Origin of the sequence: Ruegeria sp. THAF57, assembly GCF_903914075.1 — a bacterium.
Lineage (GTDB): Bacteria > Pseudomonadota > Alphaproteobacteria > Rhodobacterales > Rhodobacteraceae > Ruegeria.
In genome coordinates, this window is record NZ_CAIWNQ010000001.1 from 236,838 (window position 1) to 249,718 (window position 12,881).

Below are 12,881 nucleotides of genomic sequence, written 5' to 3' on the forward strand. Positions count from 1 at the left end.
ACAAAGCGCCGCTCATTCGAGCGGCGTTTTTTTCAGACAATGTCCGGAGTGACCCGGATCAGCGTCGGGACCGGAGCGTCGAGTGCTGCCCGCACAGCCTTTTGCATTTCATCCAGACTGGATGGTTCTGCTGACAACGCACCAAATGCCTCGGCCAGTTTACAAAAGTCGGGATTGTGCGCAACAACCGCATTGGGCGCAATCTGACCACGGACCATGCTGTCCTCAATCTCTTTTAGCTTACCGTTATCCCACAGGATTATGGGCAGTGAGAGCCCCAATTCAACCGCAACGCCCAGCTCCATCATCGTGTAGTGAAAACCATAGTCGCCCGCGATGACGGCTGTCGGCTTTCCGCGGCGGGCCACGGCTCCGCCGATCCCCGCGGGCAGAGCATACCCAAGGGTGCCGAACCCCGTGGGGTGATGCCAGAGATAGGGATAGGCCATGTCCCAGACCTCTTTCGCAACATAGGCGAACTGGGTCATGTCTGAATAAATCATCGTATCAGCCGGCAACGCGTCGCGCAGCGCCTCCATCACGGGCACAACACCCGGACGCACGGCATCCACCTCTGCTTTCCAACGGGCCCGGGCCTCGGCAACCTCTTCCTTTGCCCAGCCAGTTGCAGGTTTCACGTGGTCAATCGAGGCCCACAAGGCATGTGCAAAACTCTCACCATCCATCTGAAGTTTGACCGCAGCGCGATGGTGATCCGATAAAACCTTGGGGTCCAGATCGACACGGACAAGGCTTGCCGTGTTACCCAATTCGTTGCGCCATAAGTCAACTTCGCCCAGCTCTGCCCCCACAGCGACGACCAGATCGGCCGACGCAATCACCTCGGCGCTGCCCGGTCGTGACAGGTGGGCCCCAAAATCCAACGCATAATTCAGACCGGCCATGCCCCGACCTGCAAAAGTCGTAAAACAAGCGGCCCCCAATTGCGTCAGTATCTGACGCCAAAGGTTCGACCGAGTGCCCCCACCCAAAATGAACAATGGCCGTCGCGCGATGTTGAGCATTGACAGAACCGGGGCAACATCCGGCGGTTTAACGCTGGTCCTGAGCCCGAACTGGTTTGGAAACGGCGCGGGGTCTGCCTCAGCCTCAAGCTGGGCAATCGGTACCTGAATATGTTTGGGCCGTGGACGAGCAAGTGCAAACTCCTCAAACGCGCGCTCCACCAAACCATAAGCGGCCTGCGCGGTGTTGGCCTGACACGACCAGTCAGCCACGGCCTCAGCCGCGGCGCGCTGATCTTTCATCTGGTGCAACTGACCGCTCGCAGCCTGCGTTTCATCCAGACAGGACGAGATGACCAGCATAGGGACTGAATCCGAATAGCCCTGCCCCATCGGAGTCATGATGTTGCACAGGCCCGGCCCGGTTATCACATAGGCCACGCCGGGTTTGCCTGTTGCGCGGGCGTAACCGTCCGCCATAAAGCCCGCACCCTGTTCGTGCCGCGCCAATACGTGCGTTATGCCCGCCTCTTCGATACCGCGGTACATCTCTTGGTTATGGACGCCCGGAATACCAAAGATCACGTCGACGCCGCGATCTTTCAGCATATGCGATATCTGCGCACCAAGCGGTCTTTTCATCAGTTTCTCCAGAATTGAACGGTGAACAGGGCATACACGGCCAACAATTCAAGACGCCCCACCAGCATACCGATCGAAAGCAGCCACTTAGCCGTATCGCTTAGCCCTGCGAAATTGCCAGCCGGACCGATCTGTTCCCCCAGCCCCGGCCCCACATTGGCCAACGCAGTCGCCGCCCCGGACACCGCCGTGATAAAATCCAGCCCGGTCAAGGCCAGCGCCCAGGCCAGAATGCCCATCGACAGGACGAAGAACATGAAAAAGCTCATGACAGAGGTCAGAACGTCCGTTCCAATGGGTCGCCCATCATAGAGCGGCATGAAAACCCCATGCGGCGATCGAATGCGCCTGATCTGGGTTTTGATCGAGGCGAACAACAACTGATAGCGGAAAACTTTGATGGAACATGCGGTTGATCCCGCGCACCCGCCGATCAAGCCGATCAGGAAGAAGACCATCACCGGAAAGCTTCCCCAGGTCATGTAGTTCACGCTGGCGTACCCGGTGCCCGAGATGATTGAGGTGATATTGAACAGGGATTGCCGAAACGCCTGCTCCCAGTGATGCGGGAAGACCCACAGCAAAAACACCGTCATCACAAGCACCAGCACAATGATCATGATCAGGAACGTCCGTATCTGGCTATCCTGCCAAAGGGACCGCGTATTACCATTTGCAAGCTGCACGTACCGCACAAAAGGAAGCGCGGCGAGGATCATGAAAATTGCCGCAGCATACTCGGTCGGCCCAGAAAACGCCGCGAATGAGTCGTCATAGTTCGAGAACCCGCCCGTTGCGATCGTTGTCATCGCATGCACCAAAGCGTCGAAAAAGCTCATGCCAAAGCCCGCGTAGACCAGAACGCAGACGAAGGTCAGAAACACGTAGATCAGAGAAATCTGCCCGGCGATCTCCTGCGCGCGCGGCAGGATTTTCCCCATAGTTTCAAACCCTTCAGAGCGGAAGATCTGCATTCCTCCGACACGAAGTTCGGGCAGGAACACCATCGCCACCACGATGATCCCGATACCCCCAAGCCACTGAAGTACACCACGCCACAACAGCAACCCCTGAGGAAGGCCATCCAACCCCGAAATAACGGTAGAACCGGTCGTTGTCAGACCTGACATCGCCTCAAAATAGGCATCAACGAAGCGCAGTTCAGTCTCGCCGAACAGAAACGGAATTGCCCCAAAGAAGGGCAGAGCCACCCACACTCCGGTGGTCAGCAAAAAGGTCTGTCGAATTGTCAGACCTTCCCCGACGCCGTTCGAACAGCTCATTGCCAGAACAACCCCGGTCAGGACAGTGATGACGCCGCTTTCAAGGAAAACGTGCCATTCGCCGCGCCCCTCGATCAGGTCCGCAATCAACGGCAAAATCATGGTCGCCCCAAGAATGGCGACCAAGAGGCCAATCACATATCCAACCGGGCGCATATCCGTCATGAGGCGCAGCGTTGGCGCGCCTGCACGACGGTGTCAAGCAATAGTCCGGTTTTACTTGGTCGTTTTGCCCGTCGGCACAGGCATTGCCGGAGGTTTGGACGGGGCACGTGTTCGCCGCACGGGGGCCGCGGGCTTTTCCGCCTCGACCTTCTGCGCGACAGTTTTTGCAGCCACTTTGCTTGGTGCTGCCGGCTTTGCAGCCGCACGTTTTGCGGGTGTCGGTTTCACGGTGGCTGTTTTGGCTGCCGCAGGTTTGCTGACCGCCGGCTTTGCCGCCACAGGCTTTGCAGTCGCGGGTTTTGCGGGTGCAGGTTTGCTGGCCTTAGGTTTCGGGGCAACCGGTGCAGCCGCCACCTTGGGCGCAGGCTGTGCAACAGCAGGTTTGGCCTGAACAGCCTTAGTGGCGGGTTTCCGCGCTGCAGGCGCTTTCGGTGCAGCAGGCTTTGCGACTGTTGTCCGACCAGCGCGCGCAGCAGGTTTGGCCGCAACACTTGCTGGTTTAGCTTTAGCCGCCGCTTTGGGTTGAGATGATTCGGCCTTGGATTTTGCAACTGTCTTCGCAGCCACAGCGGGCTTTTCTTTCACAGTCGGCGCGGCCTTGCGCGCCGTTCTCCGCACGGTTGGCTTTGCCTTTGGCTTGGCTTTTGGCTTGGGTGTAACCGGCTCAGGTGCAGACGAAGACGTGTGCAACGCATGCACCGAGACAAACGGCAACTCCAATGCCGATTGCGTCAAAATATGCATTATTTTCATTTGGTTACTAACCGCATAGCCCGCCATCTTGATGGCGGCAGCCTGAAATTCCAATGGCTGGATAATCGGGTTCATACGTAGTCTCTCCTCTGAAAACAACGCAGCCAGCCGAAGAGTAATAAGCCCTGCCCGCCGCGAAGTTTCGGGCGGAAAGCGATGTCGCGCAGTTTCAGGCGTCGCACGTCTCAGCTTCCTTCAGGAGTGGCCCGTACCGCCAAGAAACGGCCCTGCCACGGCTGCATTCCACATGAGCCTACTTCAAAGATTGTGCTGTTGCAGCATTTTTCGCTGCGATGCGGCAAAAACATGCCGTAAGGTCAATACTGAAACCTTAAAACCTCACCCGACGTGAAACAGAGTTGAAAACAGCTTTGGATCCAGGCTGGCTGACACAAATGTCGGCCCTTCCGTCAGGACAGACACTGCGTCATGGCTGTGCAGGCTTTCCTGATGGCTGGCGATAACGCGGAAATCACCCACGTGATGGTCCGCCAGCAACTCGGCGCAGAATAGCCGCGCGGCATCTTCGACAAAAATCGGGTTGGCCGCATTAAGCTCGGCAAAGGCCTGCTCGTCCTCACGCTTGACCATGACCTGCGTTTCGGTCGGGACAGCCCGGCGGCACAACGCAATCAGGTCTTCGAACCACAGGCAATCGGCGTCACAGTCCACCACAATGGAAATGCGCGCAACCGAGCGTTGCGAATGTGGTGTCGCCAATTGGCCGCGCGTGGATCGCGCGTGTTCGCTCAGTTCCAGCGAACAGGGACAGGTCGAGGAATATATATAGTCCAGATGCATGATCTTCTGGCGCAAGCCGTTCTGTTCGACGAGCTCCAGCGCGATATCGTAATACTGGTAGCCTTCAAGCCCCGAACGTAGGCTTTTCACTTTGTCGGGATAAGAAAACCGCATCTGTATGCGTGCGTCAAAGCTGTCCAGGTCAGTCATGTAATCGCTTAACGCAGCCTCCATGACTTCAAAACTAAAGGTCCGCTCGGCATGTCTGTAAAAGGACCGCATGATCCGGGACATGTTGATGCCCTTTTTCTCGGCATCCAGACTGACCGTGCCCGTGACCGAGGTCTCAAGCGTCAGGTCGTCGCCCTGTTTGCGGTGAAACCGGATCGGCAGGCGGAAGTTCGAGATACCAACGTGCTGAATTTGCTGCTTTGCCCCACGGATCAGGCTGGACGGTCCGTTTTGAAGATCGGGCAGCGTGGCGCGATAGGCCGCGTCAACCTCGAACCCTTCGGGATACTCGCGCGACAGAGAGGGATAGTTAACCGGCACCAGCCCCGGCACAAGACGCGCGATTGCGGGATCAAGCTGGCTAATCTCGGCCTCGGTCGCGGTCTGGGCCCATTTGCGCAGCGTCTTCAGCGCGGCTGCGGCCTCATCGTTGTTTGGGGCGTCGTCAATGTCACGGGGATGCACGTTCATCGATCGGGTTTCCTTGGGGTTGGTCGCCGGACTATATACAGCTTTGGCGTGTTTACCAATTACTCTCTATACGTCGGAAAACACAGTCCGGATCGAATTTGGGTGCGGGAAAAGCAATTTACCATCCCGCACACTAACCTTTGAAACGGCCCTATCAGGTCTGAAAGCACGCTTATCGCTGAGAAGCGTCCAATGCCTGCCTGATATCGGCAAGCAGGTCGCCTGCGTCTTCAAGCCCAACCGAAAAGCGGATCAGGCCCGGTGTGATCCCCAACTCATCCTTCTGCGCGTCACTCAGGCGCTGATGGGTCGTCGTCGCCGGATGGGTCGCGATCGACTTCGCATCTCCAAGATTGTTTGAGATCACCGGAATCGTCATCGCGTTGAGGAAGGCAAACGCTGCCTCTTTCCCGCCTTTGATGTCCAGCGACAGAACCGTGCCGCCTTTGCCGCCCAGTTGAGACTGAACCAAAGCGTTCTGCGCGTGTGTCTTCAGGCCGGGATACAATATGCGTTCCAGCGCAGCATCCCCCTCTAACGCCTCGGCAATGATCTGGGCAGACTCAGCCTGCGCGTTGACCCGCAAGGTCATCGTTTCCAGACCTTTCAACATCACCCACGCGTTGAACGGGCTAAGCGCACCCCCAGTGTGTTTGAGATACGGCTCAATGGTTCCGCGAATGAAATCCTTGGTGCTGATGATGACGCCGCCAAGCGCCCGCCCCTGCCCATCAATGTGCTTTGTTGCAGAATAAACCACCACATCTGCACCTTGCTGGATCGCACGCGAGAAGACCGGGGTCGAAAAAACATTATCGACAATCACGGTCGCGCCGACAGCATGAGCGAGTTTGGCAACAGCCGAAATGTCGATCACTTCGAGCGTCGGGTTCGACATGGACTCGAAAAACACGGCTTTAGTGTCCGGGCGGATCGCCGCTTGCCACGCGTCCAGATCGGTGCCGTCTACGAACGTCACCTCGACACCATAGCGGGTCAGGATGTTTTCAAGGATATACAGGCAAGAACCAAACAAAGCCTTGGCCGAAACCACATGGTCGCCCGCTTTCAGCATCGAGGTCAAAGCAGCATTCACCGCCGCCATGCCAGACGCGGTGGCAAAGGCGTCCTCGCCCCCTTCCAACGCGGCGATGCGCTGTTCAAACATTGACACTGTCGGGTTGCCGTAGCGGGCATAAATGAACTCATCCGGGCCGGCTTCGATGAACCGCGCCTCGGCCTGTTCAGCGTTTTCGTAAACGAAGCCCTGCGTAAGAAAAATCGCCTCGGACACTTCGTTATATTGGCTGCGACGAATGCCGCCATGGACGGCCTGTGTGCGTTTGTTCCAGCTCTCGCTCATCTCATTCCTCTCGACCCTTGTCTGGCAAGGGCATCAAAAAAACCCCAGACGCGGTCAAGCGAAAGGGGCCTTTCATCCTGACCTTTTAGCGGTGTTGTTTAGCGTGGCCCGCAATCCGGTAACAAATCGCCACGTATTACCCTGCGCTTACGCCTCACTTGCCAGCGCGTCAACCCTGACCAGTGCAACGTCATGGGTCCGCTTCGCCCCGCTCACCCAAGCGCCATAGCGCCAAAGCAAACCGACGCTACAACATCTTGTGCCGGGCATTCCGCCGCTGGTCACATCTTTTTGCCTTGCCCCAGTCACAACGGCTATTGCCCTTCAGTCAGAAAGCCCCATGATCCTCTCAACCTGAGGAGACATCATGATCGACTTGTATTTCTGGCCCACGCCAAATGGTTGGAAGGCCTCTATCGCGCTGGAAGAGATGGAGTTGCCCTACACAACTCATCTGATCAACATCGGTAAGGGCGACCAGTTCGACCCCGAGTTTCTGAAGATCGCTCCGAACAACCGGATGCCTGCGATTGTCGACCCGGACGGACCGGACGGTCAGCCGATCTCGGTTTTTGAAAGCGGTGCGATCCTGATGTATCTGGCCCGCAAGACCGGCCGGTTCTATGGCACGACGGAGAGAGATCGTGTGGCGGTTGAAGAATGGTTGATGTGGCAAATGGGCGGCGTCGGCCCGATGGCGGGTCAGGCGCATCACTTCCTTAAATACGCCCCCCAATTGCACCCACCGCAGGACCTGCCCTACGCGAAAGATCGGTATCGCGCTGAGGTTGGCCGCTTGTACGGTGTGCTCGATCGTCGACTGGCCGAGAATGAGTATGTTGCAGGTGACTTCTATTCCATCGCCGATATTTCAATCTGGGGATGGGCAAGCTTGTGGGAAGGACAACAGCAGGTACTGGACGATAAGCCCCATTTCACCCGCTGGCTCGAGACCGTCAGCGCCCGCCCCGGCGTTCAGGCCGGGCGGGCGTTACATGCCGAACTGCGCGGTGATCACCGGGACAAGCAATCGCAGGGGGTTTTGTTTAAGCGATAATCCACCTCGTACGAATGTCTTCTTTGAGTCCTAAGACGACACTGGGTTTACAGTTAATCGTTTGTTACCATTAGCTTGTATGAAACGAAGTTCCCATCCACAACCTACCGAGGAAACCGCCTGTTCATCTCGTTCATGGACATTCTGGCGGTTTTTTGCGTGGCACTACATCGAACGCGACTTTGGTCCCAAAATGCAAGATCGAACGCGACTTTGGTCCCAAAATGCAAGTTGGTAGACTATTCCCCACTACACACCTGAGGTTTGCGCAGCGACTAAAGCACTTGTTGCACTGCCAAGGGCAAATATGTTCTTCTGCCAAGGATCAACTTGGCCATGGCAAACGATACTCACCAATGAGCGCTACACTTTTTTCCACGGTAAGAGATGAAGCGCCGTTCCTTCTTGAGTGGTTGTCATACCATAAGGCAATTGGTTTCGACCGTTTCGTCATATTTTCTAACGATTGTAGTGATGGAACCGATTTGATGTTAGATGCACTTTCGAATGCTGGTGAAATCACTCACTTCCCGCATCAACCTCAACTAGATCGGCCTATAGCGGAGCAAGTTAGCGCTATCGCCATGGAACGTGAATTGTTGCGACCAGGCGATTGGGCGATCTGGCTCGACGCGGATGAATTCTTGAATATCCAAGTTGGATCGGGCCGCATAGTAGATCTCATTGACACTATAGGCGAGGCGAGAGGTATTTGCGTCTCGTGGCGAGTCTTCGGGGATGCAGGACAGAACGGAATACCGAGTGCTTTTCTTGCCGAGCCATTCGTGCGGTGCGCCATGGAAGGGGAGCGTTGGCAGAATGTGAAGACGTTCTTCCGGGTGGAGCAAGATGTTGTTGAGCTATTTCAGCACAAACCGATACTAGAACCGTCTTTTTGGAAAAACGGAGGCTACTTCCTTGCGTCTTCCGGATGCGTCATGAAAAACGACAACCAGTTTATGGCACTGTGGCAAGACGGCAAGAAACGCGGCAAGATTGCCGAGCACGAAGCAGGTTGGAATATCGCCCAGATAAATCATTACGCCGTACGCACTCCGAAACTTTTCAAGTTCAAGCAGGCAAGGGGGCGTATAGGGAAAGCAAACAATGCAAAAGTACAAAGATATAACGCAAGATATTACTCCGAGCTGAACCTGAACTCGACCGAGGATCGCTCAATTCTTCGCTGGTCTCATGCAACCAAGAAAGGAGCCGCTGTTTTGCAAGAAAAGATCCGACTTGATCTGGATGTGCCCGCTCTGCTCAAGAAGCAGTATCCCGATGATGTTTTGGGAACTGAGCCAAGCGACATTGACGACAAGAACTCGGAACAAGTAGCCGCCAACGCAGACGTCGATCGCTACAGAAAAATGCACGAAGCGCACCACGACGAAATCGACCAGCGCCGCTATTCCAATTCGCGTCTTGCGCAAGAGATTTTCGATGTGCTCAAGCCCAGATCTGCGGTTGATGTAGGTTGCGGAATTGGTCTTCTGATCAGCGATCTCCGAGAGCTAGGCGTCGAAGTTCAAGGGCTTGAGGGCACGTGGTTAGATGATGATGCGCCAGTTTTGCCCGCCGCATACTACACGCTGCTGGATCTAGAGAAACCGTTCACCCTGGAACGCCGTTACGATTTGTGTAGTTGCATAGAAGTGGCAGAGCATCTTGAGCCTGCACGCGCGGACAGTTTTGTGGCGGATCTCTGTGCTTTGTCGGACGTAATCGTTTTTTCGGCCGCGATTGGCGGGCAAGGCGGAAAAGGGCATAAGAACGAGCAATGGCAGGAATACTGGTGCCACAAGTTTGAGGCCCAGGGTTACGGAACTTACGACCCATTCCGAGATCGCTTAAGGCGAGATGAGAAAGTCCTTCCTTGGCTCCAACAAAACGTATTGATGTTTGTACGTAAAGGTCAGCCTTTGTCAGAGAAGTTGTCATCCTTCAGAATTAAACCCTCTCAGGCAAACATGATACTGCCAACCTATCATCACAAAATAATGAAACGTTCGCGTCGCCGGTTCAAACGCCGTTTGGCAGAAGCAAGAGCCGCGAATTGATCTCTTCTCAAACTAAAGTAAAGTTACGTCGACTTTGGCTGGAAAGTGTGCATTTCAAATCGCAATTTGTAAGTGACGGAGACCGCCGCTGTTCTGCATTAAGGTGAACGACAGTTTCGTCCGCTTAGCTGACTACCCCTCCCCCCGCACCAACACATCCAGCATTTCCGAGATATCTTCGATCTCTTCGGCGATCACATGGGTCACCGAATGCGCGCGCTGCATACGTCCCGTGACCCGTAATAACCGACCCGAGATCACGGCGCGGCGAAAGCGTTCGTAGATCGCACGCCAGACCACCACGTTCACGATACCGGTCTCATCCTCAAGCGTCAGAAAAATCACCCCCTTGGCCGTCCCCGGCCTCTGCCGCAGGATCACCAACCCGGCAACGGCCACCCGCGCGCCTTCGGGTGGGTCGTCCAGCCGCTTGGCTGGCAGACAGGCAGGTGGGCGCGGCCAGTCTCGGTTTGAAACCGTAGGGCGAACAGGGGCAACAAGCATGAGAACAAAAATAGAACATACAGCCAGAAAGTCCAGACATAGCGCGCCAAGTCGCAAATGAGGCTGGTCAGACCTAAATGCCTTCACTAAGGAATAATTCGACAATCGAAAAAGGAAGACGCACGCAATGGCAAAGATCACCTATGTCGAGCATGGCGGTACCGAGCATACTGTCGAGGTCGCCAACGGACTGACCGTCATGGAAGGGGCCCGCGACAACAACATCCCCGGCATCGAGGCGGATTGCGGCGGCGCCTGCGCCTGCTCGACCTGCCACGTCTACGTCCATCCCGACTGGGTCGAGAAAGTTCCCGCCAAGGATGACATGGAAGAGGACATGCTGGACTTTGCCTTTGAACCCGACCCTGCCCGCTCGCGCCTGACCTGCCAGATCAAGGTCACGGATGAGCTGGACGGTCTGGTCGTTCAGATGCCGGAAAAACAGATCTGATGCACTCCAAAGCGCCGCGCCTGCCTGCTCGCCTATGGCAACGCGGGACCCGCGGCGCGCTGCTGACCTTTGGGCTATGGTGTTCCGGAGTTGGCTTCGCCACCGCCGCCGACACCGTAACTGCCGCACGGTATACCGAACCCACCACACGCTATGCCCATGGCGTTTTGGGTGACGATATCGAATATGGTGCACTGGAAATCACCGTTGAAAGCACCGACCCCAAGGAACGGTCGAACGAACAGTCGGTACTAACGATCCGACTGCCGCAGGACCGGGTGTTCGAGGACCTGGCCCCCAGATTGTCAGACGTTGATCTTGATGGAACAAACGAGGTCATCGTCGTGGAATCGCAGGAAAACACCGGTGCACAACTCGCCATCTATAATGCACGCGGCGAAAAGATCGCTGCCACGCCTCATATTGGCACGCGCAACCGCTGGCTTGCCCCCGCAGGGATCTGGGATCTGGACAATGACGGCCAAATCGAAATCGCCTATGTAGATCGCCCACACTTGGCCAAAACCCTACGCATCTGGCGCTACTCGGACGGCAAACTTACTGAAATCGCAACTCTTCCCGGCCTGACCAATCACCGTATCGGAGATGCATTTATCGCTGGCGGTCTAGTCTATTGTGCGACAGGTCCCGCACTGATCCTGGCCAGCGCCGACTGGTCCCGCATCATCAGTGTCACCTTTAAAAACGGCTGGGTAAAAACCGATCTCGGTCCGCTCAAAGACCGCAAGACCATTACCCAAGCCCTGAGCTGCTGATCCGCCCTTCATCTGGCTATAAATATCCCGGGGAGGCGCCATTGGTGCGAGCGCCAATGGCGGTGGGGCAGCGCCCCTCGCCCCAAGAATTCAAGACGGGCGCAGCCCGGCAATTGGATTACAACGCGCGCCAGCCGATATCGCGGCGGAAAAATCCGCCGGGCCAGTCTATCCCGTTCACCATCGCATAGGCCCGGTCACGCGCGTCCTGCAAAGTCTCCCCCCGTGCCGTCACGTTCAACACACGACCGCCCACTGCCAGAATTTGACCATCCTCGGCTTTGGTTCCCGCATGGAAGACCATGTTCTTACTGTCTTCAGGAAGCGCGTCCAAACCGTTGATCACACTTCCCTTTTCATAAGACCCCGGATACCCGTTCGCCGCCATCACAACGGTGATCGCATGGTCATCCGCCCAATTCACGCGCGCCTCTGCCAAGCGTCCCTCGGCCGCGGCATGCATAAGATCCATCACCTGCGCGCCCAGACGCATCATCAGCACCTGGCACTCCGGGTCTCCAAAACGCACGTTGTATTCCACCAGCCTCGGCTGTCCATCCTTGATCATGAGACCCGCATAAAGCACGCCCTGAAAAGGCGCGCCGCGACGCTTCATCTCATCCATCGTCGGGCGCACGATCTCATCCATTGCGCGCGCCTCAACCTCGGCACTTAGAACGGGTGCCGGAGAATACGCCCCCATTCCGCCTGTATTCGGGCCGGTATCGCCTTCGCCGACGCGTTTGTGGTCCTGCGCTGTGCCGACTGAAAGGATGTTCTCGCCATCACAAAGCACAAACAGAGAGGCCTCCTCGCCCTCCATGAACTCTTCGATCACCACCTCGGCCCCAGCCCCGCCAAACGCGCCGCCGAACATATCGTCGATCGCCTCAAGCGCGGTTTCTTCGTCCATCGCGACGATCACACCCTTGCCTGCGGCCAGACCATCGGCCTTGACCACAATCGGCGCACCCTGCTCGCGGATATAGGCTTTGGCGGGGTCGGCTTCGGTAAACCGTGCATAAGCCGCAGTCGGAGCACCGGCGGCATCACAGATTTCCTTGGTAAAGCTTTTAGAGGCTTCCAACCGGGCTGCTTCTGCCGACGGACCAAAGACCAGAACGCCTGCCTCTCGCAACCGATCTGCAACTCCGGCTGCCAAAGGCGCCTCGGGGCCGACAATCACGAAATCAATCGCGTTTTCTTCGGCAAAGCTGACCACCGCGCCGCCATTCTCGATTTCAAGCGCCGCGCACTCGGCGATCTGCGCGATTCCGGCATTTCCCGGCGCGACGATCAGTCGATCACATTTTGGATTCTGCATCACTGCCCAAGCCAAACTGTGCTCCCGCCCACCACTGCCGAGAATGAGGATATTCATGACTGCTCTCCGATCTGCTTGGCCTTGCCTTCCGCGCG

The 12,881-nt window shown here is 56.5% G+C and carries 11 protein-coding genes and 1 riboswitch; of the genes, 5 read left to right on the plus strand and 6 right to left on the minus strand.

Annotation, left to right across the window (positions count from 1 at the left end; genetic code table 11):
* Nucleotides 1-32: 32 nt before the first annotated feature.
* Together RUESEDTHA_RS01105 and RUESEDTHA_RS01110 are read right to left on the minus strand one after the other, a co-directional pair.
* On the minus strand, nt 33-1,607 hold the full coding sequence (locus RUESEDTHA_RS01105) for a thiamine pyrophosphate-binding protein (protein ID WP_180883620.1): 1,575 nt from the start codon (nt 1,605-1,607) through the stop codon (nt 33-35).
* Nucleotides 1,607-3,055, minus strand: a complete 1,449-nt coding sequence (locus RUESEDTHA_RS01110; protein WP_180883621.1) for a TrkH family potassium uptake protein — start codon at nt 3,053-3,055, stop codon at nt 1,607-1,609. Before RUESEDTHA_RS01110 ends, RUESEDTHA_RS01105 begins: the two co-directional genes overlap by 1 nt.
* On the opposite strand from RUESEDTHA_RS01110, the gene RUESEDTHA_RS20975 reads away from it, so the two are divergent.
* Nucleotides 3,054-3,446, plus strand: a complete 393-nt coding sequence (locus RUESEDTHA_RS20975) for a hypothetical protein (RefSeq protein WP_180883622.1) — start codon at nt 3,054-3,056, stop codon at nt 3,444-3,446. The genes RUESEDTHA_RS01110 and RUESEDTHA_RS20975 overlap by 2 nt on opposite strands.
* 701 nt (nt 3,447-4,147) lie before the next feature.
* Here RUESEDTHA_RS20975 and folE2 read toward each other — a convergent pair.
* Together folE2 and metZ are read right to left on the minus strand one after the other, a co-directional pair.
* Nucleotides 4,148-5,251: a GTP cyclohydrolase FolE2 gene (gene folE2 / locus RUESEDTHA_RS01120; protein WP_180883623.1), complete on the minus strand. Its 1,104-nt coding sequence runs from the start codon at nt 5,249-5,251 to the stop codon at nt 4,148-4,150.
* Between the two features lie 172 nt (nt 5,252-5,423).
* Complete coding sequence (gene metZ, locus RUESEDTHA_RS01125; protein ID WP_180883624.1) at nt 5,424-6,614, minus strand: O-succinylhomoserine sulfhydrylase; 1,191 nt, start codon at nt 6,612-6,614, stop codon at nt 5,424-5,426.
* A gap of 65 nt (nt 6,615-6,679) precedes the next feature.
* A riboswitch (SAM riboswitch) is annotated at nt 6,680-6,757 on the minus strand.
* A 224-nt stretch (nt 6,758-6,981) separates the two neighbouring features.
* Between metZ and RUESEDTHA_RS01130 the strand changes: the two genes are divergently transcribed.
* Nucleotides 6,982-7,671, plus strand: a complete 690-nt coding sequence (locus RUESEDTHA_RS01130; protein WP_180883625.1) for a glutathione S-transferase N-terminal domain-containing protein — start codon at nt 6,982-6,984, stop codon at nt 7,669-7,671.
* Nucleotides 7,672-8,027: 356 nt separating this feature from the next.
* On the plus strand, nt 8,028-9,731 hold the full coding sequence (locus tag RUESEDTHA_RS01135) for a glycosyltransferase family 2 protein (RefSeq protein WP_180883626.1): 1,704 nt from the start codon (nt 8,028-8,030) through the stop codon (nt 9,729-9,731).
* Nucleotides 9,732-9,863: 132 nt separating this feature from the next.
* Here the strand turns inward: RUESEDTHA_RS01135 and RUESEDTHA_RS01140 are convergent, their stop codons facing one another.
* Nucleotides 9,864-10,235, minus strand: coding sequence for an OB-fold nucleic acid binding domain-containing protein (locus RUESEDTHA_RS01140; protein WP_180883627.1), 372 nt, complete (start codon nt 10,233-10,235; stop codon nt 9,864-9,866).
* Nucleotides 10,236-10,362: 127 nt separating this feature from the next.
* On the opposite strand from RUESEDTHA_RS01140, the gene RUESEDTHA_RS01145 reads away from it, so the two are divergent.
* A complete protein-coding gene (locus RUESEDTHA_RS01145) occupies nt 10,363-10,686 on the plus strand; it encodes a 2Fe-2S iron-sulfur cluster-binding protein (RefSeq protein WP_171121070.1) in 324 nt (107 codons plus the stop codon).
* Nucleotides 10,686-11,462, plus strand: a complete 777-nt coding sequence (locus RUESEDTHA_RS01150; protein WP_255431575.1) for a VCBS repeat-containing protein — start codon at nt 10,686-10,688, stop codon at nt 11,460-11,462. The genes RUESEDTHA_RS01145 and RUESEDTHA_RS01150 overlap by 1 nt, the downstream gene beginning before the upstream one ends.
* Before the next feature lie 118 nt (nt 11,463-11,580).
* Here RUESEDTHA_RS01150 and purD read toward each other — a convergent pair whose 3' ends face one another.
* The gene (purD, locus tag RUESEDTHA_RS01155; protein WP_180883628.1) at nt 11,581-12,843 is read right to left on the minus strand and encodes a phosphoribosylamine--glycine ligase; all 1,263 of its coding nucleotides are present in this window, start codon (nt 12,841-12,843) and stop codon (nt 11,581-11,583) included.
* Between the last annotated feature and the right edge of the window lie 38 nt (nt 12,844-12,881).

Coding starts and splice junctions, on each gene's coding strand:
- purD (WP_180883628.1), bottom strand. CDS start 12,843: ATGAATATCCTCATTCTCGGCAGTGGTGGGCGGGAGCACAGTTTGGCT.
- RUESEDTHA_RS01105 (WP_180883620.1), bottom strand. CDS start 1,607: ATGAAAAGACCGCTTGGTGCGCAGATATCGCATATGCTGAAAGATCGC.
- RUESEDTHA_RS01110 (WP_180883621.1), bottom strand. CDS start 3,055: ATGACGGATATGCGCCCGGTTGGATATGTGATTGGCCTCTTGGTCGCC.
- RUESEDTHA_RS01150 (WP_255431575.1), top strand. CDS start 10,686: ATGCACTCCAAAGCGCCGCGCCTGCCTGCTCGCCTATGGCAACGCGGG.
- metZ (WP_180883624.1), bottom strand. CDS start 6,614: ATGAGCGAGAGCTGGAACAAACGCACACAGGCCGTCCATGGCGGCATT.
- RUESEDTHA_RS01145 (WP_171121070.1), top strand. CDS start 10,363: ATGGCAAAGATCACCTATGTCGAGCATGGCGGTACCGAGCATACTGTC.
- RUESEDTHA_RS01135 (WP_180883626.1), top strand. CDS start 8,028: ATGAGCGCTACACTTTTTTCCACGGTAAGAGATGAAGCGCCGTTCCTT.
- RUESEDTHA_RS20975 (WP_180883622.1), top strand. CDS start 3,054: ATGAGGCGCAGCGTTGGCGCGCCTGCACGACGGTGTCAAGCAATAGTC.
- RUESEDTHA_RS01140 (WP_180883627.1), bottom strand. CDS start 10,235: ATGCTTGTTGCCCCTGTTCGCCCTACGGTTTCAAACCGAGACTGGCCG.
- folE2 (WP_180883623.1), bottom strand. CDS start 5,251: ATGAACGTGCATCCCCGTGACATTGACGACGCCCCAAACAACGATGAG.
- RUESEDTHA_RS01130 (WP_180883625.1), top strand. CDS start 6,982: ATGATCGACTTGTATTTCTGGCCCACGCCAAATGGTTGGAAGGCCTCT.